Annotated in this window: 22 protein-coding genes; 11 read left to right on the forward strand and 11 right to left on the reverse strand. The window is 63.0% G+C overall.

Going from position 1 to position 24,068, the window contains the following annotated elements; translation table 11 throughout:
• Positions 1-18: 18 nt before the first annotated feature.
• Together ACN9MW_RS03785 and ACN9MW_RS03790 are read left to right on the forward strand one after the other, a co-directional pair.
• Entirely contained in the window at positions 19-1,503 is a 1,485-nt protein-coding gene (locus ACN9MW_RS03785) for a PLP-dependent aminotransferase family protein (protein ID WP_426172111.1), read from the forward strand.
• A gap of 92 nt (positions 1,504-1,595) precedes the next feature.
• Complete coding sequence (locus ACN9MW_RS03790) at positions 1,596-2,219, forward strand: Crp/Fnr family transcriptional regulator (protein WP_426167715.1); 624 nt, start codon at positions 1,596-1,598, stop codon at positions 2,217-2,219.
• Here the strand turns inward: ACN9MW_RS03790 and ACN9MW_RS03795 are convergent.
• The 9 genes from ACN9MW_RS03795 to ACN9MW_RS03835 all read right to left on the reverse strand — a co-directional run bounded on the left by ACN9MW_RS03795 (position 2,216) and on the right by ACN9MW_RS03835 (position 11,934).
• Positions 2,216-2,845 (reverse strand): Crp/Fnr family transcriptional regulator, encoded by a 630-nt coding sequence (locus ACN9MW_RS03795; RefSeq protein ID WP_426167717.1) that lies wholly within the window; start codon positions 2,843-2,845, stop codon positions 2,216-2,218. The genes ACN9MW_RS03790 and ACN9MW_RS03795 overlap by 4 nt on opposite strands.
• Before the next feature lie 186 nt (positions 2,846-3,031).
• Entirely contained in the window at positions 3,032-3,787 is a 756-nt protein-coding gene (locus tag ACN9MW_RS03800) for a spermidine synthase (protein WP_426167719.1), read from the reverse strand.
• A gap of 25 nt (positions 3,788-3,812) precedes the next feature.
• Entirely contained in the window at positions 3,813-4,325 is a 513-nt protein-coding gene (locus ACN9MW_RS03805; protein WP_426167721.1) for an FxDxF family PEP-CTERM protein, read from the reverse strand.
• A gap of 74 nt (positions 4,326-4,399) precedes the next feature.
• Positions 4,400-5,704, reverse strand: a complete 1,305-nt coding sequence (locus ACN9MW_RS03810; protein ID WP_426167723.1) for a sensor histidine kinase — start codon at positions 5,702-5,704, stop codon at positions 4,400-4,402.
• Positions 5,705-5,847: 143 nt separating this feature from the next.
• The gene (locus ACN9MW_RS03815; RefSeq protein WP_426167725.1) at positions 5,848-7,200 is read right to left on the reverse strand and encodes a sigma-54-dependent transcriptional regulator; all 1,353 of its coding nucleotides are present in this window, start codon (positions 7,198-7,200) and stop codon (positions 5,848-5,850) included.
• Positions 7,201-7,387: 187 nt separating this feature from the next.
• Positions 7,388-8,623: an ABC transporter permease gene (locus tag ACN9MW_RS03820; RefSeq protein WP_426167727.1), complete on the reverse strand. Its 1,236-nt coding sequence runs from the start codon at positions 8,621-8,623 to the stop codon at positions 7,388-7,390.
• 8 nt (positions 8,624-8,631) lie between these two features.
• Positions 8,632-9,942, reverse strand: coding sequence for an ABC transporter permease (locus ACN9MW_RS03825; RefSeq protein WP_426167729.1), 1,311 nt, complete (start codon positions 9,940-9,942; stop codon positions 8,632-8,634).
• Position 9,943: 1 nt separating this feature from the next.
• Positions 9,944-10,648, reverse strand: coding sequence for an ABC transporter ATP-binding protein (locus ACN9MW_RS03830; protein ID WP_057261435.1), 705 nt, complete (start codon positions 10,646-10,648; stop codon positions 9,944-9,946).
• Positions 10,649-10,668: 20 nt separating this feature from the next.
• Positions 10,669-11,934: an efflux RND transporter periplasmic adaptor subunit gene (locus ACN9MW_RS03835; protein ID WP_426167732.1), complete on the reverse strand. Its 1,266-nt coding sequence runs from the start codon at positions 11,932-11,934 to the stop codon at positions 10,669-10,671.
• 218 nt (positions 11,935-12,152) lie between these two features.
• Here ACN9MW_RS03835 and ACN9MW_RS03840 point away from each other — a divergent pair, with 218 nt between their 5' ends.
• Positions 12,153-13,625 carry a MutS-related protein gene (locus ACN9MW_RS03840; protein ID WP_426167734.1) on the forward strand — a complete coding sequence of 491 codons (1,473 nt, stop codon included), beginning with the start codon at positions 12,153-12,155 and terminating at the stop codon, positions 13,623-13,625.
• On the opposite strand, the gene ACN9MW_RS03845 is transcribed toward ACN9MW_RS03840, so the two are convergent.
• A complete protein-coding gene (locus ACN9MW_RS03845) occupies positions 13,602-14,726 on the reverse strand; it encodes a DUF1624 domain-containing protein (RefSeq protein ID WP_426167736.1) in 1,125 nt (374 codons plus the stop codon). The genes ACN9MW_RS03840 and ACN9MW_RS03845 overlap by 24 nt on opposite strands.
• Positions 14,727-14,834: 108 nt before the next feature.
• Between ACN9MW_RS03845 and ACN9MW_RS03850 the strand changes: the two genes are divergently transcribed.
• The 4 genes from ACN9MW_RS03850 (at position 14,835) to ACN9MW_RS03865 (ending at position 17,497) form a co-directional block, all read left to right on the forward strand.
• Positions 14,835-15,362, forward strand: coding sequence for a GbsR/MarR family transcriptional regulator (locus tag ACN9MW_RS03850; RefSeq protein WP_426167738.1), 528 nt, complete (start codon positions 14,835-14,837; stop codon positions 15,360-15,362).
• 91 nt (positions 15,363-15,453) lie between these two features.
• Positions 15,454-15,774 (forward strand): hypothetical protein, encoded by a 321-nt coding sequence (locus ACN9MW_RS03855; protein WP_426167740.1) that lies wholly within the window; start codon positions 15,454-15,456, stop codon positions 15,772-15,774.
• Complete coding sequence (locus tag ACN9MW_RS03860) at positions 15,771-17,045, forward strand: SDR family oxidoreductase (protein WP_426167742.1); 1,275 nt, start codon at positions 15,771-15,773, stop codon at positions 17,043-17,045. Before ACN9MW_RS03855 ends, ACN9MW_RS03860 begins: the two co-directional genes overlap by 4 nt.
• Entirely contained in the window at positions 17,033-17,497 is a 465-nt protein-coding gene (locus ACN9MW_RS03865; RefSeq protein WP_426167744.1) for a DUF2269 family protein, read from the forward strand. The genes ACN9MW_RS03860 and ACN9MW_RS03865 overlap by 13 nt, the downstream gene beginning before the upstream one ends.
• Positions 17,498-17,500: 3 nt before the next feature.
• Here ACN9MW_RS03865 and ACN9MW_RS03870 read toward each other — a convergent pair whose 3' ends face one another.
• Positions 17,501-19,375: a phosphoethanolamine transferase gene (locus tag ACN9MW_RS03870; RefSeq protein WP_426167746.1), complete on the reverse strand. Its 1,875-nt coding sequence runs from the start codon at positions 19,373-19,375 to the stop codon at positions 17,501-17,503.
• Between the two features lie 257 nt (positions 19,376-19,632).
• On the opposite strand from ACN9MW_RS03870, the gene rpsL reads away from it, so the two are divergent.
• The 4 genes from rpsL (at position 19,633) to tuf (ending at position 24,067) form a co-directional block, all read left to right on the forward strand.
• Positions 19,633-20,016: a 30S ribosomal protein S12 gene (rpsL, locus tag ACN9MW_RS03875; RefSeq protein WP_028102972.1), complete on the forward strand. Its 384-nt coding sequence runs from the start codon at positions 19,633-19,635 to the stop codon at positions 20,014-20,016.
• Between the two features lie 104 nt (positions 20,017-20,120).
• Positions 20,121-20,591, forward strand: coding sequence for a 30S ribosomal protein S7 (gene rpsG / locus ACN9MW_RS03880; RefSeq protein WP_155452640.1), 471 nt, complete (start codon positions 20,121-20,123; stop codon positions 20,589-20,591).
• 102 nt (positions 20,592-20,693) lie between these two features.
• Positions 20,694-22,799 carry an elongation factor G gene (gene fusA / locus ACN9MW_RS03885; RefSeq protein WP_426167749.1) on the forward strand — a complete coding sequence of 702 codons (2,106 nt, stop codon included), beginning with the start codon at positions 20,694-20,696 and terminating at the stop codon, positions 22,797-22,799.
• Between the two features lie 77 nt (positions 22,800-22,876).
• Positions 22,877-24,067 carry an elongation factor Tu gene (tuf, locus tag ACN9MW_RS03890; protein ID WP_426167612.1) on the forward strand — a complete coding sequence of 397 codons (1,191 nt, stop codon included), beginning with the start codon at positions 22,877-22,879 and terminating at the stop codon, positions 24,065-24,067.
• Position 24,068: the final 1 nt, after the last annotated feature.

Genomic DNA, 24,068 nt, shown 5'->3' on the forward strand with positions numbered 1-24,068 from the left:
AAAACCATGGAGCCACGATTGGACTACTCGCTGCTGATCTCGAACTTCACCGCCAGCCATGGCCACCACGGCTGGCCGCGCCAACGCCTGCTGCACGAATGCCTGCGCTCTGCCATCCGCGACGGCACGCTGGCTCCCGGCACGCGCCTGGTTGCCACCCGCGCGCTGGCAGCGGAACTGGGCGTGGCGCGCAACACGGTGCTGTACGCCTACGAGCAGCTCACCAGCGAAGGCTATGTGGTGACCGACCGCAGCGGCACCATTGTTGCCGCCGTGGCGCCTGCCCGGCAGCAGCAAGCCAGCGTGGTGGTCCCGCACAAGGGCCTGTCGCAGCGGGCGCAGAACCTGCGCCACAGCACCGCTTCTGCCGCCAGCGGCACGCCCTTCGTGCCGGGCGTTCCCGACCTGCCAAGCTTCCCGATCGGCCTGTGGCGCCGGTTGCTGGAGCGCGCCTGGCGTTCGCTGCCCACCGACAAGCTGAATTACGGCGACCCGTGCGGCGAACCGGTGCTGCGCGAAGCCATCGCCGACTACCTGCGCGCCTCGCGCGGCGTGATCTGCGAAGCGGCGCAAGTGTTCATCACGGACGGCAGCCAGAGCAGCCTTGACCTGTGCGGACGCGCCTGCGCCGACGCCGGCGAAACGCTGTGGATGGAAAACCCCGGCTACGGCGGCGCCATGGCCGCCTTCCGCGCCGCCAGCCTGAAGCTGGAGCCGATCGAGGTCGACGAGGAAGGCATCGCCCCGCGCTCCGAAGACTGGAAGGAGCGCCCGCCGCGCCTGATCTACACCACCCCTTCGCACCAGTACCCGACCGGCACCGTGCTGTCGCTGGCGCGCCGCATGGCCCTGATCGACGGCGCACGCGCCTGCGGGGCCCTGATCATCGAAGACGATTACGACAGCGAATTCCGCCACGACGGCCCGCCGCTGGCATCGATGCAAGGCTTGCAGCCGGACGCCCCGGTGCTGTACTGCGGTACCTTCAGCAAGACCATGTTCCCCGGGCTGCGCATCGGCTACCTGGTGGTGCCGCCGTGGCTGGTGCGGCCGCTGGCGACCATGCGCCAGCAATCGGCCTCGCGCGGGCGCGCCGCCGACCAGCTGGCACTGGCCGAATTCCTGCGCAGCGGCCAGTTCGCCCTGCACCTGCGCCGCATGCGCCGCGTCTATCGCGAACGGCGCGACGCCCTGGTGGAAGCGCTGGACAGGCAGCTTGGCAGCATCGCCAGCGTACAGGGCGCCTCGGCCGGCATGCACCTTGCGCTGCGCTGGGAAGACCCGCGCCTGTCCGACGTGGAGATCAGCCGCCGCGCCCTCGAGCAGGAAGGCATGATTGCCAACGCCCTCAGCGTGCACGCCGTGGCCGGCCAATGCAGCTGGCGCGGACTGGCCCTGGGCTATGGCCAGGTCGATCCCGCCGGGGTAGATGCGCTGGTCAAGCGCCTGGCCGGTGTCATTCATTTAACGGCCTACGAAAATTTTTACCGAAAGTTCAAATAGTTGATCGAAAACCTGCGCCGCTTGTTTTTAGAATGAAGTAAATCTGGCCTGACCAGATGTAGTCAAAAACAAAAAACGAATACTGGGGCGCAATGAATCAACATTTCCTGAAGCTGCGGCAGAATTTCAAGGCCGACATGATGGCGCGCTACGCCGTCGACGAACAACTGTTTGACGAAACCAGCCAGTGCATCGCACCCCTGGCCGTGCCGTTTTCGGTGCGCCGCGGCGAGCTGCTGCAGCGCGTTGGCCAAGCCTCGCGCGACGTCTTCTGGCTGACCGGCGGCGTGGCCCGCGTGGGCTATGTCAGCGAAAGCGGCAATGAAGTCACGATGCGCTTCGCCACCGAGAGCCATATCGCGAACGCCTATGAAGACTTGCTGGAGTTCCGCGGCGAGCTGCCGGCGCGTTCCTTCATCGTGGCCGAGACCTCGGTGCAGGGTTTCCGATTCGACTGGGAGCAAATGAGCGTGGCGCGCAGCCAGCACCCGGTGCTGACCGCCTACATGACGCGCCTGCTGGAGTTTGCCGTATGCAGCCAGGCGCGCCGCTTCATCACGCACACCGCTTCGAGCGCCGAAGAGCGCCTGGCCAATTTCAGGGAAGAGTATCCGAACCTGGAACGCCGGATTTCGCAGAAGGTGCTGGCATCCTACCTGCAGATCACGCCAGCCTACCTGTCGCAGCTCATGCGCCGCGAACAGGAAGCCGCCTAGCGCTCCTGCTGCTCCTGCTCCTGGCGCAGCAGGGTGGACATGTATTGCGGCGTAATGCCCAGGAAGGAGGCCAGCGATTTCTGCGAAATACGCTGCTCCAGTCCCGGGTATTGCTCGCGGAAAGCCGCCAGGCGGCAGTTGGCGGACGTCATGCTGCGCACCAGGCAGCTTTGCGAATAGCGGCGGATCGAGTGCTCCGACACCTTCAGGTAGTACTCGCGCATGATGCTGTGCTCTTCGCGCAGGCGGGCCATGGTGGCCCATTCCACGCGGATCGCCGTCACCGGGGTCTCCGCAATGATGAATTCCTGGGCCGGCTGGCCGTCCTGGGCCGCCAGCAAGTCGTGGTGCGATCCGCAGGTATCGCCTTCCGCCGAAAACGCCATCGTCACATCGGCGCCATCCTGCGTGATCATGCCGCGCCGCGCCACGCCGCGGTAAAGCCAGTAAGCCACGCTGGCCGGCACGCCCGCGCGCTGCAGGTATTCGCCCTTGCGGAAATGTACCTCGACCACGTGCGGGGCGAGAATGCGATTGAAGGCATCGAACATTTCACGCGATACGCCGATGCGGCTCATCGAGTATTCGCTGAATTCTTCTCGCTGTTTTAGGAATGCTTCGGACATTGCGGCAACTCTTGGTCTTTATGACAATATTGTTTCTTGCCTGAAACCACAGGCCCCGCAATATAAACCACTGAAAGACGCCGGGCAATCCCGCCGTGACGACTGTTGCGTCCTACCAGTTAAATTTAGTAACTACTTAATAATCTTCAACTATTTAAACAGGAAACGCGCGCGCATGTAGCTATACTACGCGTTGGCCATCCAGTCGCGCATGCCGTCCACCCAGGGACGGGCATTCAGGTTAAGCGATTTCCTGATTTGGTTGGCGCGATCGTACAACAGTGAGAAATCGATCGATGGCGAACGCTTGAAAGCAATCACCACGATGTTGGCGTCGTGCACTTCCGGCAGCCACACCACCGCGTCGAACACCAGTTCCATGTGCTGCAGGTTCTTGGCGTAATTGTCGAAATCGCCAAATACATTGGTGGTCATGATGCCGTCCGGGCCCAGGCAGTCGAAGCAAGCCTGGTAGAACTCAGGCGTATCGAGCACCGGGCCGCGCGCTTCCTCGTCGTACAGGTCGACTTGCAGCACGTCCACCGTGCCATGGTTGCGCCGGTCGAGCACGAAGTCCATGGCATTCATCTGGCGCACCTCGAGCCGCTCGTCGTTCGGCGGCAGGCCGAACTTCTCTTCGCAAATTGCAATCACGTTCGGATTGAGTTCAATGGCGGTGACGCGCGCCTTGGGGAATTGGCGGTAGCTGAACTTGGTCAGGGCCGCGCTGCCCAGGCCGAGCTGGACAATATGGCGGGGAGCGGGAATGAATAGCGTCCACATCATCATCATGCGCACGTATTCAAGCTCGATCATGTCGGGCTTGGACAGGCGCATGGCGCCCTGCACCCAGGACGTACCCAGGTGCAGTGAACGGACACCTTCGAACTCGGTGATGGTGGCGGGAGGAAAACCAGGCTGGTCGAATCTACGGGAAGTCATGGCCGTAAGTTTACCAGCCCGGCGCTCAAGCTTCCCGGCGGCGCCTGCAGGCCGCTGCGCCGGCCCCGCCGAGCCCCGCCAGCAGCAGGGCATATGCGTCCGGCTCCGGCACCGCGCTGATGTTCAGCGTTCCCGAGTAGCTGGCCGAGGCGGGCGTGAAACTGGTGTCTTCAAAATTCACGTAGCCGAAGACACTCAGTTCTAGTGGACCCGAGATCACGGTCGGCAACAGGAAACCGTATTCGAAGAGACCCGGACCGATCAGGCTCAAGGCGTTGCCATTGACGTAGGCGGCGGTGAAGGTGACATCGGTGTTCGGGCTGAAGCCCAGGGTCACCAGGCTGGCATCGACCGAATAGGTGCCGGCGCTGGGCGAGAAATAGAAGGTATCAGAGAAGGCTCCCTGTTCCAGGTGGGTCACGCCGAAAGCGGCGGAAAGTTCGGTGGCGCTGCCGCCGAGGTTGACGTTGGTAACAACGTTGTCGGCCTGCACCGCCGTGGCGGCCAGTGCAAGCAGCATACCCATGGCTGTCTTCATGGTGTTCTCCTGAAAGCGCAGGCGAGGCGCCTGCACATTCCAAGGTAGGCCGCACCGCTACTGTTTGATCTACATCAAAGCGGAAGGATGATTGCCACCGCAAGACCGCCACCATCGCGGTTGGCCAGCGCGATGCGGCCACCATGGGCTTCGGCGATCTCGCGCGCCAGCGCCAGGCCGAGGCCGGTGCCGCTGCGCTTGGTGGAATAGAATGGCACCAGGGCGTTGGCCAGCACCGCCTCGCTCATGCCGGGGCCGCGGTCCTGCACTTCGATGCGCAGCATGCCTTGCTGGCGGCGCAGCTCGAGGCTGACTTCTTCGGGTGGCGAGCCTGACTCGTGGGCATTCTTCAGCAGGTTGAGCAAGGCTTGCTCCATCTGGGCGGCGTCGAAGGCGTGCGCTTCGGCCGGCACTTCGCCATGCAGCTTGAATTGCACCTGGTCGGACAAGGCGGCCAGGAAGGCGCCCCAGTCCTGCTGTTCAAGCCGTGGCGTGGGCAGCTTGGCGAAACGGGCATAACCGAGGATGAAGCCCTCGAGGTGGCGTGTGCGTTCCTCAATGGTGGCCAGGATTTGCGGCAAGCGCTCGGTCTGGCCGCGCCGCACCAGTTCGCTGCCCGAATGGGCCAGCGAAGTCAGGGGGGCCAGCGAGTTGTTCAATTCATGGCTGATAACGCGGATCACCTTCTTCCATGTCTGGACTTCCTGGCGGCGCAGTTCCTGCGTGAGCTGGCGCAGCAACAGCAGTTCGTGCGGACGGCCATTCAGGCTGAAGCTGCGCCGCGCAAGGTGGAAGACTTCTTCCTCCTCGCTGTCGCCGATGGTAAACAGGCCATCGCCGCCGCGGCCCAGGGCTTCGCGCAGGGCCGGCTGTACGCGCGCCAGCAACTCCGCCAGGCGCAGGCCCTCCAGCTTGCGGCCCTCGTTGACCAGCTGGCGCGCCGCCAGGTTGCCGAACACGATGGCATCGTTGTCGGTAACCAGCAGCATGGCGACCGGCGTGTGCTGGACCATGGTGTCGAGCAGGAGCTCGCGCTGCACCAGGCCAAGACGCTGCTCGCGCAGCACCTGCCCCAGTTCGTTGTGAGCGGCTACCAGGTCGCTCAATTCATCGTTCTGCGGCCAGTGCAGGCTGAAGGAAAAGTCGCCATCGCGGTAGCTGGCAACGGTGCCGGTCAGCGCGCGATACAGGGAAAGCTGGCGCTGCAGCTGGGCGCGGATGGTAATCACCGCCAGCGGTACCAGGCACAGCAATGAAATGCCAAGCACGATGGACGGATGCTTCGGCAAGAGCTGGTCCAGCCCCAGCGCAATCAGGATTCCCGTCGCCGTCAGCGTCCCCACCAACGCCGACCACAGAGTCAAAAGCGAAAGGCGCATAGCTTATACGGTCGTGCTCGTGTCACACCCTGGGGTCACACCCCAAGTGTGACACGGGCTCGTCTGCGCACCAGATGGGGTCGTGTCACCTTTGGGGTGTGACCCCATGGTGTGACACGGGCTGGGCCGTAGTGGAGGGCGGCTCATGGGCGGGCGATGCCGAGGCGTTCCATGCGGCGGTAGAGGGCTTGGCGCGAGAGGCCAAGCTCGGCGGCGGCCTGGGCGACCACGCCGCTGGCGCGCTGCAGGGCGCTGACGATGGCGTCGCGGTCGGGTTCCTGCTCGGGACTCGTTAGCGCGCCGTGGCCGTTCATGGTGTTCGCTGGAAGGCCGAGGTCGGGGACGGTGATGGCGTCGCCTTGCGCCAGCAGGCTGGCGCGTGCCATCACGTTCTTCAGCTCGCGTACGTTGCCGGGCCAGCCGTGCGCCAGCAGGGCGGCTTCGGCGTCGGGGCGCAATTGCCGTTCCTGGCCGAGGAAGTGGCGCGCCAGCGGCAGGATGTCGCCGGGGCGTTCGGCCAGCGGCGGCAGGCGCAGTTCAATCACGTTCAGGCGGTAGTACAGGTCTTCGCGGAAGGTGCCGGCGCGGATCATGGCGGGCAGGTCGGCATTCGTTGCGCTGACCACGCGTACCTTCACCTGGCGTTCGCGGTTGGAACCGAGTCGTTCGAAGCGGCCGGTTTCCAGCACGCGCAGCAGCTTCATCTGGCCTGCCAGCGGCAGGTTGCCGATCTCGTCGAGGAACAGGGTGCCGCCGTCGGCGGCTTCAAACTTGCCCTCACGGGCCTTGGAGGCGCCAGTGTAGGCGCCAGCGTCGGCGCCGAACAGTTCGGCTTCGATCAGTTCGGCGGGCAGGGCGCCGCAGTTCAGCACCACGAAGGGGCCCTCGCGCACCGAGGAATTGGCCTGGATGATTTCGGCGATGCGTTCCTTGCCGGTGCCGTTCGGGCCGGTGATCAGCACTGGCACGTCGGCGCGGGCGACCTGGCAGGCGAGCGATATTACACGCTCGGTGGCGGGGTCGTTCCAGACCATATTGTGCAGCTTGTAGCGTTCCAGTTCGCGGCGCTGGCGCAGTTCGTCGCTGCGGTGCTGGTTGAGGGCGCGGTTGGCCTGGCCCAGTTCCAGCAGGTTGCGCACGGTGGCGATCAGGCGCTTGTCGTCCCAGGGCTTGGACAGGTAGTCGGCGGCGCCGGCCTTGATCAGGTCGACGGCGGCGTCGAGGTGGGTCCAGGCGGTCAGCAGGATGACCGGCAGGTCGGGGTGGCGCTTGCGGATGGCGCGGAACAGCTCTACGCCTTCTTCGCCGGAGGTGGTGTCGGCGCTGAAGTTCATATCCTGCACCACCAGGTCGATGCTGGCGCTGCGCTGGTCGAGCAGGGCGAGGCCTTCTTCGGGGGAGGCGGCGTGCAACGCTTCGATGTCGTGCAGCGAGAACAGGACTTCGAGGGCGACTGCGACTGCGGCGTTGTCGTCGATGATCAGTACGGTTGGCATTTTGGCAGGATACATTAAAACCGGTAAACCGGGGTCTGACCCAAGGGTCTGACCCCGAACGGTTTTGAGGTCGGCGGTTGGGTTGGAAGATCTTGACTTTCGACGAAGATCAAAGGCGCAAAACCCAAACCACCGGCAGGCGGGCTGACAGGGTCTGACCCTGTGGGTCAGACCCTGGTTTACCGGTTTAGGCCGAACGGGTCGCCAGCGCCGGCGAGATGGAAGCTGCGCGCCACGCCGGCCCGTACACGGCGGCGATGCCGAGCGCCCAGGAAGCCAGCGCGCCAACCACCATATACTCGGCGGGCAAGCGCGCCAGCTCGAGTTTCGATACCAGCAACTGGTTCAGGGCCAGCGCGCCAAGCAGGCCGCCGACAATCCCGGTAGTGGTGATCATCAGGTTCTCAGTGACGAAGTAGCGCAGGATGTCGAGCTTGCGCGCCCCAAGCGCCCGCCGTACGCCAATCTGCTTGCGGCGCTGCGTGACCCACAGGCTGGCCATGCCGACGATGCCGCTGGCGGTCACCACCATCAGCAGCACGCTGACAGTGATCAGCATCCAGCACAGCGCGTTGTCGGCGCGGTAGCGCTTGACGCGCTCTTCGGACTGGGTGGTGGTGCGTACCACCACTTGGCCGTTATGCAGCTTGCGGATCGCTTCCTCGGCATCCTTCATGGCGCGGTCGCGCTGGCCCGGCTCGGCGCGCAGGGTGTACAGCGAGCGCGAGCTGCCCGTGATGCGGGCCGGTACCATGGTCGACATTTCGCCGTCCTGGCCCATGGCGGCGGACGGGGTCTGCAGCGTGTCGATCACGCCCACCACCGTCACTTCGCGCGCCTCGGCGCCGGTGCCGTAGTACATCTTCTTGCCGACAAAGCTGGGCGCGTCCGGCCACACCTTCTGGCCGGTGGCTTTGGTGATCAGGGCCACGGTGGGGAAGGCCTTGCTGGTGTTCTGGTCGATTTCCGGCGCATCCTGCGGGGTGAAATCGCGGCCGTCGACGATCTTCAGGCCCCAGGTCTTGACCAGCGAGTCCGGCGTCACGTACATGGACGGGCTGGCGTTGCTGCGCTCCTGCTCGCGGCTGGCGGCCACGCTGTTGTAGTTGCCGGAGTTGGACAGCGTGATCTGGTTGGTGTCGGCCACCGAAACGATGCCAGGCACGGCGCGCAAGGCCGCCGCCTGCGCTTTCTGGTTCGCCAGCTGCTGTTCATGGCCGCCCGGGGTGAGCGGTTTCACGCGCAGGTTGAACACTTCTTCTTCATTGGCGATGCCGGTCGGGCGCGCGGCGACAGCCTGGCGCACGCTGACGATGTGCATGGCGTTGGCCAGGATGGCGAGGCTGAGCGCCACTTGCACGGCCACCAGGATCGGGCCGGTCTTGGAGCGCATCAGCGCGGAAAAGATTGGTTTGATTTCCATGGTTATCCTCACTGCGATTTCAGTTGCAGGGCCGGGGTGACCTGGCAGGCGCGCCAGGTCGGCAGCAGCCCGGCCAGCATGGCGGCGCTGACGGACATGACGAAGGTCACCAGCAGCATCATCCAGTCCATATGCGTGGTGACGGCGATCTGCTCGGAGATGCTGCCGATCAGGGCCAGCGCGCCCAGTGCCAGCACCAGGCCGAGGATGCCGCCGGCCAGGCCGACCACGGCGCTCTCGATCAGGAACTGGGTGAAGATTTCCTTGCGCGAGGCGCCCAGGGCGCGCCGCACGCCGACTTCCGGTGCGCGCACAGAGAACTTGGCCAGCAGCAGGCCGATGGTGTTGACCAGGCAAAGCAGCAGGAAGCCGAAGGCCAGCATGGCCGACAGGCGGCTGTCCTTGCCGACCACTTTCTGTTCTTCCAGCCATTCCATCACGTTGAACAGCTTGTTCGGCGCGTTGCGTTGCAGGCGTCCCAGCTTGCGCTGTTCGGCGGCGTAGGCGTCCAGCCAGGCCTGCAGTTGCGGGCGGTCGGATGCCGAATGCAGTTCGAACCAGAACTGGATCCAGATGCATTCCGAATCGAGCAGGGCCTGGTAGCCGGGGCCGCGGTCGCTGCTGCAGTTCATATTGCCGTTCTGTCCCATTTCGTGACGGATCGCGTTGTGGAAGGGGATGTAGAACTCGTCCTCGTCGCCGAAGGCGCCGGGGCCGCCGATGATGCGGTGGTAGCGCGGCACCGGCTTCCAGTTGCCGTACACGCCGACCACGGCGTAGTCGAAGCCGCGGAAGCGCACGCGCTGGCCGACCGGGTTGGCATTGCCGAACAGGCGTTCGGCCAGTTTGCCGCTCAGGACCATCACGTCGGCGCCGGACTTGTCGTCCGCTTCGTTCCACGGCCCGCCGTGCACGAAGGGGACTTCAAACATGGCGAAGAAGTCGCGCGTCGGCGACAGGCCTTCGGTGGTGAACACCGGCAGGTCCCTGCGCGCCGGTTCGATGGTGCCGTCTACGCCGCGGACGGCGGTGCGGCGGTCGCCCTGGCCGGAAGCGAGCAGGTTGACGGCGTCGCGGTAGGACATCTCGTCGCCTTCACGCTCGCCCGGGGTGTAGCCCTTGAGCGGCCCGTTGTCGACCAGCGGCACGATCAGGCGCTCGCTCTTGTGCGGGATCGGGTCGCCCGACATCACGTGCAGGATGGTCAGGGTCGACACGCTGGCGGCCACGCCGACCGCCAGGATCAGCACCATCAGCGCGGTCAGGACCGGGTTGCGGCGCAGGCTGCGCACGCCCAGCAGGAAATAGTACTGGATCATCTCAGGCCTCCTTGGCGACCACCAGCGACGGCGATTTGCGCACCAGGTCGGACACCTGGCCGTCGATGATGTGGACGTTGCGCTGGGTGCGCTGGGCCAGTTCCGGGTCGTGGGTCACCATCAGGATGGTGGTGCCTTCGGCGTTGATCTCTTCCAGCAGTTCCATCACGCCGCGCGCCATCTGGGTATCCAGGTTGCCGGTCGGTTCGTCGGCCAGCAGCAGCTTGGGCGAGCCGGCCAGGGCGCGGGCGATGGCCACGCGCTGCTGCTGGCCGCCGGACAGTTCGGCCGGGTAATGGCGCATGCGCGAAGCCAGGCCGACCTTGGCCAGCGCGTCTTCGATGCGCTCCTTCCGTTCGGCGGCATTGAAGCCGCGGTAGCGCAGCGGCACGTCGACGTTGTCGAACAGGCTCAGGTCGGGAATCAGGTTGAAGCCCTGGAAGATGAAGCCCAGTTTCTCGTTGCGCAGGCGCGAGCGGGCGTTGTCGTCCATGCCCTTGACGTTGATGCCGTCCAGGACGTAGTCGCCGCTGGTGAAGTCTTCCAGCAGGCCTGCAATGTTCAGGAAGCTGGTCTTGCCGGAACCGGAGGGGCCGGTGACGGTGACGAACTCGCCCTGCTTGACTTCGATTTCGAAGCCGCGCAGCGCGTGGGTTTCGATCATGTGGGTGCGATAGACTTTGCTCAGGTTATTCATGCGCAGCATGGTTTGCCTCTCCGTAGGGGTTATTTGTTGATCGAGACGCGCTTGGCGTTCTCGAAGTTTTCGGTACCGGCGATCACGATCTTGTCGCCTTGTTTCAATCCATTGACGATTTCCACGGCGGCCACGCTGGTGGCGCCAAGCTGCACCGGGGTGCGCACGGCGATGCCGTCCTGCAGCAGGTAGACATAGCGGCCGCCTTCCGACTCGACGAAAGGACCGCGCTGCACCATCAGCACGTTCGGCTTCTCGTCGATCAGCAGGCGCGCCGCTACGCGCTGGCTCTGGCGCAGGCCTTCCGGCTGCTTGTCGAAGCGCACGCGCGCCAGCACCTGGTTCTTCACCACTTCCGGCGACAGGGCCGACAGCTTGCCCTTGGTCTTGGCGCCGGCCACTTCGATTTCGGCGGTCATGCCCAGGCCCAGGTCGTTGACATAGGATTCCGGCACTTCCAGTTCCACTTCGAGCTGGGACAGGTCGACCAGCGTCATGAGCGGCGTGTTGGCCTGCACCACGCTGCGGTTGGCCACCGACAGGGTGCCGATGAAGCCATCCACCGGCGCGCGCACGGTCAGCTCGTCGACGCGGCGCTGGGCGTTGGCAAGCGACAGCTTCTGGCGCTCCATCTGCGCGGTCTTGGTCTTCAGCTCCAGCGAGACGTTGTCGCCTTCCAGTTCGGCGGCCTGCTTGGTGTGCCTGGCGCGGATGTCGGCGGCGGCCACGGCGTCCTTGGCTTTCTGCATGTCGATCTTGGCGATGATGCCTTCGGTCGACACGCTTTCGTAGCGCTGCAGGGTGCGCATGGCGGATACGCGCTCGATTTCCGCGGTGTCGGCTTCGCGCTGGGCGGCCAGCTTCTGCTTGCGGGCCAGGATCTGCTGGCGCGCCACTTCGGCCTGCAGTTCGTTGAACAGCGTCTGTTCCTTTTTCAGTTCGTCGGTCAGGTCGGGCGATTCCAGCACGGCCAGCACCTGGCCTTTCTTGACGGTGTCGCCAGCGTGCACTTTCAGTTCGACCGTGGAGGTGGAGGTCGAGTACAGGGTCGGACTGACGGCGGCCACGATGCGGCCGTTGACGGCGGCATCGCGGATCAGGGTGCCGCGCGTGACTTCGCCGATGCGCAGGCGGGCGGCGCTGACCGATTGCTCGCTGCCGCTCCAGCTTTTCAGCAGGCCATAGCCAGCCGCAGCCAGCGCGAGCCCGACCACCAGCAGCAGCACCTTGCGGCGCGGGAAGCGGCTGGCCGGAGGGGCGATCACTTGGTCCTGGTGTGAGGTGTCGCGAATCATATTCTTGTTCCTGGTGTTGGTGATGTGGTCAATCTTGCTGATGCATGAAGTGTGCCAGCACCTAAGCCTTTGATTCCTATGACGTCCGCCTTGCCGCGGCTGCTGTCCGCGAGCGTCCACCGTGTCCACCTGTCCGCCATGCCCAGTCAACCGGACTACTTGATTTTTTTGTAAGCGGCTATACTTGTTGGCTTATCTTTATGGCAAGGGGTGGTTCTGTGGAGTATTCGTTCTCCGACAGCGCGGTGGCGCGTTACGATGAACTGGCCGGCGCCAGCGGCAACGGCGCGGTGGATGGGCAAACATGGCAGGATTTGCTGCTCGCGCCCTACCTGCGGGCGGTCGGCGAGGGGGCCAGCATCTTTGGCCGCCAAATGCTGTATCGGCGCTTGCGGCGCGGCGCCAGCGCTGCCGCGGCCGATCGTGTGCGCGCCTTGCTGGCGGACGTCGGCGCGCGCGAGCGTCTTGCCACGCAACTCGCGCCTTTACGCAAGGCCAGCGCAGAGGTCAGCGAATCCTTGTTCGTCCCGGTGACAGGCGCTGTCGTGCAGACCGAGTCGCCGCTGCCGCCCGTGCCGCGCTGGTCGGCCTGGCTCTGGCTGGTGCCCGTAGCCTTCCTCGCCAGTGTTGCCGCCAGCTTTTTCTGGTTGGTGGCACTGGTTCCGGCGGTTGTGCTATCGCTGGTGCTGATGGCGATCCAGATTGCTTTCCACTCTCGCGTCCAACAGTGGGGAGCCATTTCCGAGGCGCTGCGATTGCAGCTCTACGCACATAGCCAGCAAGCAGACGCACCCGGCGCCGGCCAGGCAGCCCAACTGCGCAGCAAGCTTGCGCGCAATGGCTTCTCCACTGCGCCTGGCGTGACCGAGTATGCCGACTGGATCATGCTCGCCAACCTGAAGCACTATTTCGCCACTTGCCGCCTGGTGCGCGGAAACGCGGCCTTCCTGCGCGAGAGTTTTGAACTGGTGGCCGGCTGCGATGCCGACCTTGCGCTGGCGCGTCATCTTTCCACGCAAGCGCAATGGTGCTGGGCGGAGGAGGGCTGGGAGCAGGAGGTCCAACTGCGTGCGGTCCGACACCCGCTGCTGCCTGATGCGCAGGCGCTGGACCTGGAACTGGATGGCAAGAGCGCCTTCATCAGCGGCCAGAATGGCATCGGCAAAAGTACCCTGCTGCGCACGGTCGGCCTCAACCTGCTGGCCGCGCGCGCATTCGGCTTCTGCTACGCGGAGGCGGCGCACGTGCCGAACCTGCCGGTCTATGCCAGCATGCAGAATGAAGACGCTCTTGATGGCGGCGAAAGCCTCTACCAGTCGGAACTGCGCCGCGCACATGAATTGCTGGCGCTGGCCAAGGAGCCGCAACGCGCGGTCTTCATCATCGACGAAATTTTCCGCGGCACGAATCACCTCGAGTCGGTTTCCGCTGCAGCCGCAGTCCTGGAGCAACTGGCCGGCCGTGGCACCGTGCTGGTGTCTTCGCACAACGTGGTGCTGGCGCAACTGCTCGAGCAATGCTGCGAGCCGCTGCTGGTGCAAAAACGCGCCGACCGCCTGGTGTTGACGCCCGGCGTGCTGGCCGAAACCAACGGCCTGACCCTGCTCGCCCAATCAGGCTTCGACGCGTCGATCGAACAACGCGCCCGCGATGTCTACAAGCGTCTTTCAGGCCGCCTGCTGCCGGCCTAAGACAGACGTTCGCCGGCGCAGCCAAAGCTTGGTCAGGCCGTACATGATTGCGATGACGCCGACCCACGCGGCGTAGACCACGGCCAGGGAAGGCTCGTAGCCTTTCGGTAGCGTGAATCCTCCCGGACCGCCTTGCGGGGTCGCGCCGTAGCGCAGCATGAAGTACGGCCCGGAGAGGAAGTGAATCATGGCGATGTGGATCACGTAGAAGAACATCGGGGTGCCGCCGAACAGCATCAGCAGCGGCACGGGGCGCAGGCGCTCGAACCACGCCAACAGGGGCAGAGCAATGCCGATCGTCACGCACAGGTAGAGGAGCGACGGCGGGTATTTGTGCACGCGGATGAAGGAAATGAAGTCCCACACGAAGCCGCGTCCCTGCGGCGACCAGGGATCGGGATCTCCGTAGAAGTTGCCGCTGCGCAGGGCGACGAAGACCATCAGCAGCACGGCGCCTGCAACCAGCAGGAAGCGCTGCCGGCGTGCCGGCTCCCATTGGAACACGGGGCCCAGCGCGTAGCCGGCCGCGATCAGGCCGAGCCATGGCATCAATGGATAGGCGAGATACACGCCGTAATTGCCGGCCACTGGCCAGAATCCGCGCTGGTGCCAGGCCAGCCACAGCGGGTGGGTGGACTGGATCGAATCGAGCAGGTTATGCGGCAGGATCAAGAGCGCGGCAATGAGCGCGATCGCGGGCCAGGGCAGCCACGCCAGCCCGGCAAGGAAGATCATCCCCATGCCCAGTGCCCACAGCACCTGCAGGATGGTGACGTTGTAGCCGAACTGCCAGCTGAAGCTGATCCAGGTCGCTTCAAGCACCAGCAGCAGGAGGCCGCGCGTCACGAGATAGCGCGACAGCGCGGGAATTCCGCTCTTGGTCCCCCGCAGGTAGGCCGAAGTACCAGCCAGCAGCACGAACGTCGACGCGCACAGGTGCGTGATCCAGCGCGTGGCGAACCACAGCGGCGTGGTCTTGGCCAGGTCCTCCGGATCGAAAAGTGCAGCGCCAAAGAAGTCGCGCGTATGGTCCAGCGCCATCAATACAATGACCAGGCCGCGCAGCATGTCGATGCTGGCGAGCCGCTTCGTAGTCTGCATGAGCGTCCCCCATGTTTATTTGCTATGCATTGTGGGCGCGAATTGCCATCCAGGCAAATATTTAATTTCTGTCTTGACAGAAATTTGTGTAAGCATAGAATGACAGGCATGGAACTGAAACCGATAGCCGAACGATTTGTACTGCACTGGGGCGAGATGGGTTCGCGCTGGGGCGTCAACCGCACCGTGGCGCAAATTCATGCGCTGCTGTACCTGGCCGCGCGTCCCATGGACGCCGAGGAGATCCAGAATACGCTGGGCGTGGCGCGCTCCAACGTCAGCAACAGCCTGAAAGAGCTGCAGTCCTGGAACCTGGTGAAAGTGGTGCACCTGAAGGGCGACCGCCGCGACCATTTCGAAACCTCGACCGATGTGTGGGAGCTGTTCAAGCTGATCGTGGCCGGGCGACGCCAGCGCGAGATCGATCCCACCGCCGCCGCGTTGTCGGAGTGTCTCGCCAACCCTGCGATGGCGGACGAGGACGAAGGCACGCGTGAACGGATCGAGGAAACGCTGAAGTTCATCGAAGTGATGGCGACGCTGTCGGATGAACTGCTGCGCTACAAGCCGGAAACGCTGATGAAGACGTTGGGCGTCAGCGCAAAAATCAGCCGGGCCATTCGCGGCAAGCAGTGATCGGGCAATAACGGAGGCGGGCGGCAATGCCCGTTTTTTTGAACATAAAATTTCTGTCTTTACAGAAATTACTGTCGGGGGAGGTTGTAAAATGTTGATCGCCTATGAAATCGTGATACCGCTGCTGGTTGGCCTGGCTGTCAGTCGCTACTTGCGTGATGTGCTGCGCCGCCTGCTGGTCGACCTGTGCGGAACGGCGGAACGCTCCGAATTCTGGGTGCGTGTGACCACGGTCCTGATTACCGCCTTCCCGGTGCTGTTGGCCTTGTGGTTCGGCCACAGCGACGCGCGCGATGCCAACCTGGCCAGCGTGCTGCGCACTACGCTGATCATGACTACCGCGGGCATCGTGGCGGGCGTCGCCGTGATGGCCTGGAGCATCGCAAAGTCGATTCCCAAGGCGGCCAAATGAAGGTCCTTGTTTGCGGCGCGGCTGGCTTCATCGGCCGCGCCATTTGCCTGCGATTGGCAGCGGCCGGACACGAAGTCCTGCGCGGAGTGCGCCGTCCTGCAAGGGGCGACGTGGTAGTCGATTACTCTGCCGACCTGCAGGCGGCCGACTGGCTGGAGCGCCTGCGCGGCGTCGATGCCGTAGTGAATGCTGTCGGCAGCATCAGCGAAAAGGGCGCGGCCACGTTCGAAGCACTGCACGCCCGCGCGCCGGTTGCCTTGTTTGCCGCATGCGCCCAGGCCGGCGTACGGCGCGTCGTGCAAATCTCGGCGCTCGGCGCGGATGGCGGCGACACCGCCTACTTCACCAGCAAGCGTGCGGCCGACGAAGCGTTGATGGCACTTCCATTGGAATGGATCATTTTGCGCCCATCGCTGGTGTTCGGTGCGGAAGGCGCGTCGGCTGCAATGTTCTGCCGGGCCGCCAGCATGCCGATGATTGTTGCGCCGGCCTTGGGCAAGGCGCGCTTCCAGCCGCTTCACGTCGACGACCTGGCGCAGGCGGTAGCAGCTGCGCTCTCTCCGGCGACGCCGGCACAGCGCGTGATCGATATCGCTGGCGACAGTGCCGTCAGCTACGATGGCATGCTGTCCGCCTACCGTAGCGCGATGGCCTTTCCTCCTGCCCCAGTGCTGCACGTTCCCGCAACGATCATGGCGTGCGCGGCCTGGGCCGGACAGTTCTGCGGCGCGCTCCTGACGCCGGAGACCTGGCGCATGCTGCGTGCGGGCAGTGCACTGCCGGAAGGCTGCGCCGCCAGCGCCGCCCCGATATGCGAGCTATTGGGCCGTTCGCCGCGCGGCTTCAACGACTTCATGACGCCCGCCGAACGTGAACTGTTTCGCCTGCGCGCGCTGGCCGGCTGGCGCACCGCTTTGCTGCGCTGGGTCCTGGCGATCGTCTGGCTGGCGACGGCCATCGTGAGCGCCTTCGTCCACCCGCAAGCGGACAGCCTGGCATTGCTGGCACGTGTCGGCATTGAAGGAATCCCAGCCATCGCCGCGCTGTATGGCGCAGCGGCCCTGGACTTCGTATTCGGCATCGCCTGCATCGTCCGCCCGCGCCGCGCGCTCTGGCTGGCGCAGGGCGCGCTGATACTCGGCTACAGCGCGGCAATTGCGGCCTGCCTGCCGGAATACCTGTGGCATCCCTTCGGCCCCTTGCTGAAAAACCTGCCGATCCTGGCCATCCTGTTCATCTTGTTTGCGGAGGAAAAAACGTGGACTACCTGACTCTCAAGACCATCCACATCCTGTCCTCGGTGCTGCTGGTCGGCACCGGTTTCGGCACGGCGTTCTACCTGTTCTTCGCCAACCGTTCGCGATCGGTAGAGGCGATTGCCGTGGTCTCGCGGCTGGTGGTGCGCGCCGATTGGTGGTTCACCACGCCGGCCGTGATCGTGCAGCCCCTGTCCGGCGCCTGGATGATCCACCTCGCCGGCTACCCGCTGGACGCGTTCTGGATCAGGGCTTCGCTGGCGCTGTACGTCCTGGCGGGCGCCTGCTGGCTGCCGGTGGTGTGGTACCAGGTCAGGATGGGCAAGCTGGCGCTGGCAGCGCATGCCGCCAACACCGCGCTGCCGGCCCAGTACTGGCGTTATGCGCGGCGCTGGGAACTGCTTGGCTATCCGGCCTTCATCGCCATGCTTGCCGTGTACTGGCTGATGGTGCACAAGCCGGTATGAGGCTTACTTGTCCTGCGACTGCGGCTTGCCCTTGTCGATCACTTCGCGGCAGTCGCCTTTGAACCTTGCGTTGTCGTAGTTGGTCCAGCCGTAGCTGTCCACGACACGCTTGTGCACCTGGAAGTCCTTGTTGAGGAAGCTCCAGGCCGGCTTGTCGTCCGGGTAGCGGATGTTTGCCACGTCCAGCATGGTATGGAAGATGTTTTCCGTTGCCAGCTTGGCCTTGCGGTTGCGCAGCAAGGCGCCCACCTTGTCCGGGTAGCGATCGAGATACTGGTCCGAGAACCACATGAAGGCCGGCACATGGAATTCATAGTCCGTGTTGTGGCCGTGGAAGGCCAGGCGGCATGTGCCGTCGTACAGGGTCTGGCCATGGTCGGCGACGTACAGCATCGATGCCAGCTGGCCCGTGCCTTTCAGGTCGCCGATCACCTGCGACAGGAACCAGTCGGTGTACAGGATCGAGTTGTCGTAGCTGTTATTCAGTTGCTGCTTGATCTTCAGGTCGGTGTAGGCCGGCTTGTCGACGCCGAACAGCGAGGGCTGCCACTTGTCGAATTCCTTCGGGTGGCGCTGGCTGTAGTTCCAGTGGCTGCCCAGCGAGTGCAGCACGATCAGCTTTTTCGGCGCCGGGTCGGCCAGCGCGCGCTTGAGCGGCTCGAACAGCACGTCGTCGTAATTGGAGTGGTTGGTGAAGCCGCCCAGGTTGAGGAACTGGATCACGTCCGCTTCCTTGGCAAACACCGACACCGGCGTATCGTACTGGCCGAACGAGATCTGGTTCGACAGCCACCAGGTCTTGAAGCCGGCTTCCTTGTAGGCCGTCAGGAAGGATTTTTCGCTGAAGCCATCCTTCAGGCTCTGCGTGGCTGGCTTGCGCGAAATGATGACCGGCACCGACAGGCGCGTCGCCGATACCGACGTGATCACGTCCGACAGCGGCACCAGGTTGCTTTCCTTGGCCAGCAAGGGATTGGTCTCGCGCTTGTAGCCGTTCAGGCTCCAGCGGTCGTAGCGCGACGATTCGCCCAGCACCATCACCACGATTTCCGGCTGCGTGCCGCCGTCGACCTGGCGCGCGCCGAACTCGAAGCTGGCGCTGCGTTCATTGAGGTCTGCCAGGTAGCGCCGCTCCTTGTAGAAATCATAGCCGCGCGCGGCCAGGCCGAAGGGCCAGGATTCGATGAAGGCGCTCGGATCGAACGGCAGGCGCGCCCAATAAGGCAGGGCCGGACCGGGCAGGTGCAGGGCGTGGGCGCCGGCTACTGCGGCGCGCGCTGAGGCACTCTCGCTGGAATCGTCATCGCTGGCGGCGCTTTCGCTTGCACTGTCGCTGTCTTTCGCGGCGCTGGCGGCCATGCTGGCTGCCGGGCGCGCCGGCGCCGCGTTGATGCCGAATTCATAGCCCCAGGCCGCCGTGGCGGCCAGTACGACCAGGGAGAACAGTGCCAGCCAGCGCGAGCCACCATGCCAGTCCAGCCCGCGCGTCTGGCGCGCAGCGCGGAAGGTCAGTACCCACCATACGGCGACGCCCACCATCACGGCCAGCATGGTCCATACCTTGCGGCCGAGGAACTCCAGCGCTTCCTGCGGGCTGGTTTCGGCCAGGATGCCGAGGTGGTGGGTGGAAATGCCCTGGCCGTAAAATACGAACAGGTAAATTTCGGTCGGCAACGCCAGGAAGGCGGGGATCAGCAGCCAGTGGAAGTAGGCCGGGCGCTTGAACAGTGCCCATATCGTGACCCAGGCCACGAACTCGATCCCCAGCAATTGCCACGGCTGCTCCACCGGCTTGCCCAATAGCAAAGGCAGGAAAGGCACTGCGGATAGCGCCAGGTAGCTAAACAGGATGAACAGGGTGGAAGGGCGCGGCAGCATTGCTTACAGGAAAGTACAAAATGATCGCTATTATGCTGCCAATAGCGGGCCGTGGGGCGTTCCAATACTGCCACTTTATTCAGCATTCCGGTTGACTGAGCTGTTAACCAGGTATATACTCGCGAGTTCTCAATTTAGTCTGCGCATCGTATACGCCTCGTTTTGAGTGACGTTCAGCGCACACTGGAGATACCGTTTTAGCCCCCGGGCAAAGCTGCCCGGGTTGTCAATGCTGTAATTTTGTTGGATTTAAAACGATGCCAACCATCAACCAATTGATTCGCCAACCACGTACCAAGCTGGTCGTGAAGAGCAAATCGCCGGCACTTGAAAACTGCCCGCAAAAGCGTGGCGTGTGCACCCGTGTGTACACCACCACTCCTAAGAAGCCTAACTCGGCACTGCGTAAAGTTGCAAAAGTGCGTCTGACCAACGGCTTCGAAGTGATTTCGTACATCGGCGGTGAAGGCCACAACCTGCAGGAACACAGCGTTGTCCTGCTGCGCGGCGGTCGTGTAAAAGACTTGCCAGGTGTGCGTTACCACATGGTCCGTGGCTCTCTGGATACCCAGGGCGTGAAAGACCGTAAGCAAGCTCGCTCCAAGTACGGTGCGAAGCGCGCTAAGGCCGCTAAGAAGTAATTTGCAATTTAACTGAGTTGAGGCGGTCGCGAGACCGAGTAAGTGGAAGGCTATGATGGCCTCCGCGAGTGCCCGAGGCACTCAACTGAAGAAAAGGAAATGACATGCCACGTCGTCGTGAAGTACCCAAGCGCGAAATTCTGCCGGATCCAAAATTCGGTAGCACCGAAGTCGCTAAATTCGTTAACGTTCTGATGCTGTCCGGCAAGAAGTCGGTTGCAGAAAACATCATCTACGGTGCCTTTGACCATATCCAATCGAAGTCCGGCAAGGACCCGCTGGAAGTGTTCACCGCAGCGATCAACAACGCCAAGCCACTGGTTGAAGTGAAGTCCCGCCGTGTTGGCGGCGCTAACTACCAGGTTCCAGTCGAAGTGCGCCCAGTGCGCCGCCTGGCCCTGTCCATGCGTTGGCTGCGTGAAGCCGCTAACAAGCGCTCCGAAAAGTCCATGCCACAGCGCCTGGGCGGCGAGCTGCTGGAAGCCGCGGAAGGCCGTGGCGGTGCAATGAAGCGCCGTGACGAAGTCCACCGTATGGCTGAAGCGAACAAAGCGTTCTCGCACTTCCGCTTCTAATACGTTTGGCCGGCCATTCGTGGCCGGCCTAGTTCAAGCCGGGCGCATTTTTCTAGTAAAAATGTTGCTCGGTTTTGTCCATTCAAAGATTTAGGATCAATTATGGCCCGCAAGACCCCCATTGAGCGCTACCGTAATATCGGTATCTCCGCTCACATCGACGCCGGTAAGACCACCACTACCGAGCGCGTGCTGTTCTACACCGGCGTGAACCACAAGATTGGTGAAGTGCACGACGGCGCCGCCACCATGGACTGGATGGAGCAGGAACAAGAGCGCGGCATTACCATTACCTCGGCAGCGACCACCTGCTTCTGGAACGGTATGGCCAACAACTTCAAGCCACACCACATCAACATCATCGATACCCCAGGGCACGTTGACTTCACCATCGAGGTGGAGCGTTCGATGCGCGTTCTGGACGGCGCTTGCATGGTTTACTGTGCAGTGGGCGGCGTGCAGCCACAGTCTGAAACCGTATGGCGCCAGGCTAACAAGTACAAGGTCCCTCGTCTGGCCTTCGTGAACAAGATGGACCGTACCGGCGCCAACTTCTTCAAGGTCTACGAGCAGATGCGTTCGCGCCTGAAGGCCAACCCAATCCTGATCCAGATCCCGATCGGCGCTGAAGACAACTTCAAGGGCGTGATCGACCTGGTCAAGATGAAGGCCATCATCTGGGACGACGCGTCCCAGGGCATGAAGTTCGACTACGTTGACATCCCTGCAGAACTGCAGGATTCCGCGACCGAGTGGCGCGAGAAGATGGTTGAAGCCGCTGCTGAAGCGTCGGAAGACCTGATGAACAAGTACCTGGAAGAAGGCGAGCTCTCCGAAGAAGAGATCAAGCAAGCCCTGCGCCAGCGTACCATCGCGTCGGAAATCGTTCCGATGATGTGCGGCACCGCCTTCAAGAACAAGGGCGTGCAGGCCATGCTGGACGCCGTGATCGAATACCTGCCATCGCCAGTGGACATCGCTGACGTTGCCGGTACCGACGAAGACGAACAGCCAGCTACCCGCAAGGCTTCGGACGAAGAGAAGTTCGCTGCCCTGGCATTCAAGATCATGACCGACCCGTTCGTGGGCCAGCTGGCCTTCTTCCGCGTCTACTCCGGCGTGGTGAACGCAGGCGACACCGTGTACAACTCGGTGAAGCAGCGCAAAGAGCGCCTGGGCCGTATTCTGCAGATGCACGCCAACCAGCGTGAAGAGATCAAGGAAGTCCGCGCCGGCGACATCGCCGCTGCTGTGGGCCTGAAGGACGTGACCACCGGCGAAACCCTGTGCGATCCATCCTCGATCATCACCCTGGAAAAGATGGTGTTCCCAGAACCAGTGATCCAGCAGGCAGTTGAGCCTAAGACCAAGGCCGACCAGGAAAAGATGGGCCTGGCCCTGAACCGCCTGGCACAGGAAGATCCTTCGTTCCGCGTCAAGACCGACGAAGAATCCGGCCAGACCATCATCGGTGGTATGGGCGAGCTGCACCTGGAAATTATCGTTGACCGTATGAAGCGCGAATTCGGCGTGGAAGCAACCGTTGGCAAGCCACAGGTTGCATACCGCGAAACCGTGCGCAAGTCGGTGTCCGACGTGGAAGGCAAGTTCGTCAAGCAGTCCGGCGGCCGCGGTCAGTACGGTCACGCTGTTGTTACCCTGGAACCACAGGAACAAGGCAAGGGCTTCGAATTCGTCGACGCGATCAAGGGCGGTGTGATTCCTCGCGAATTCATCCCTGCGGTGGAAAAAGGCGTGCGCGAAACCCTGAACAACGGTGTTCTGGCAGGCTACCCGGTTGTTGACGTCAAAGTCACCCTGACCTTCGGTTCCTACCACGACGTTGACTCGAACGAAAATGCATTCCGCATGGCCGGTTCGATGGCGTTCAAGGAAGCGTGCCGTCGCGCCAGCCCAGTGATCCTGGAGCCAATGATGGCTGTTGAAGTCGAGACTCCGGAAGACTACGCCGGTACCGTGATGGGCGACCTGTCGTCCCGCCGCGGTATGGTGCAGGGCATGGACGAGATCCCAGGCGGCGGCGGCAAGATCATCAAGGCAGAGGTACCTCTGTCGGAGATGTTCGGCTACTCGACCATCCTGCGTTCCGCGACCCAGGGCCGCGCGACCTACACCATGGAGTTCAAGCACTACTCCGAGGCGCCTAAGCACGTGATCGACGCAATCGTCACCGCTAAAGCGAAGTAAAATAAATAATTACCCGGGCGGGGGAGATCCTCCCGCCCGGTTTGACCTTAAATCTAAAGTTCTGAGGAAGAATTAAAATGGCAAAAGAAAAGTTCGAGCGGACTAAACCGCACGTGAACGTTGGCACCATCGGTCACGTTGACCACGGCAAGACCACCCTGACCGCTGCTATCGCAACCGTCCTGTCGAAGAAATTCGGCGGCGAAGCGAAAGCTTACGACCAGATCGACGCTGCTCCAGAAGAAAAAGCACGCGGCATTACCATCAACACCGCCCACGTCGAGTACGAGACCGCAACCCGTCACTACGCTCACGTTGACTGCCCAGGCCACGCCGACTACATCAAGAACATGATTACCGGTGCTGCGCAGATGGACGGCGCGATCCTGGTTTGCTCCGCAGCTGACGGCCCAATGCCACAGACCCGCGAGCACATCCTGCTGGCACGTCAGGTTGGCGTTCCGTACATCATCGTGTTCCTGAACAAGTGCGACCTGGTTGACGACGCAGAACTGCTGGAACTGGTCGAAATGGAAGTGCGCGAGCTGCTGTCCAAGTACGAATTCCCAGGCGACGACCTGCCAATCATCAAGGGTTCGGCACGTATGGCCCTGGAAGGCGCTGCTGGCGAAATGGGTGAAGACTGCATCATGCGTCTGGCTGATGCGCTGGATTCCTACATCCCAACCCCAGAGCGCGCTGTTGACGGCACCTTCCTGATGCCAGTGGAAGACGTGTTCTCGATCTCCGGCCGCGGCACCGTGGTGACCGGTCGTGTTGAGCGCGGCGTGATCAAGGTCGGCGAAGAAATCGAAATCGTTGGTATCGTTGACACCGTCAAGACCACCTGCACCGGCGTGGAAATGTTCCGCAAGCTGCTGGACCAGGGTCAGGCTGGCGACAACGTTGGCCTGCTGCTGCGCGGCACCAAGCGTGAAGACGTTCAGCGTGGTCAGGTTCTGGCGAAGCCAGGCTCGATCAAGCCGCACGCTCACTTCACCGGCGAGATCTACGTTCTGTCGAAAGATGAAGGCGGCCGTCACACCCCGTTCTTCAACAACTACCGTCCACAGTTCTACTTCCGTACCACCGACGTGACCGGCTCCATCGAGCTGCCAGCGGACAAGGAAATGGTTATGCCAGGCGACAACGTCTCCATCACCGTGAAGCTGATCTCCCCGATCGCTATGGAAGAAGGCCTGCGCTTCGCAATCCGCGAAGGCGGCCGTACCGTTGGCGCGGGCGTTGTAGCCAAGATCATCGACTAAT

The organism is Pseudoduganella sp. R-34 (assembly GCF_049904655.1).
Classification (GTDB): Bacteria; Pseudomonadota; Gammaproteobacteria; order Burkholderiales; family Burkholderiaceae_D; genus Rugamonas.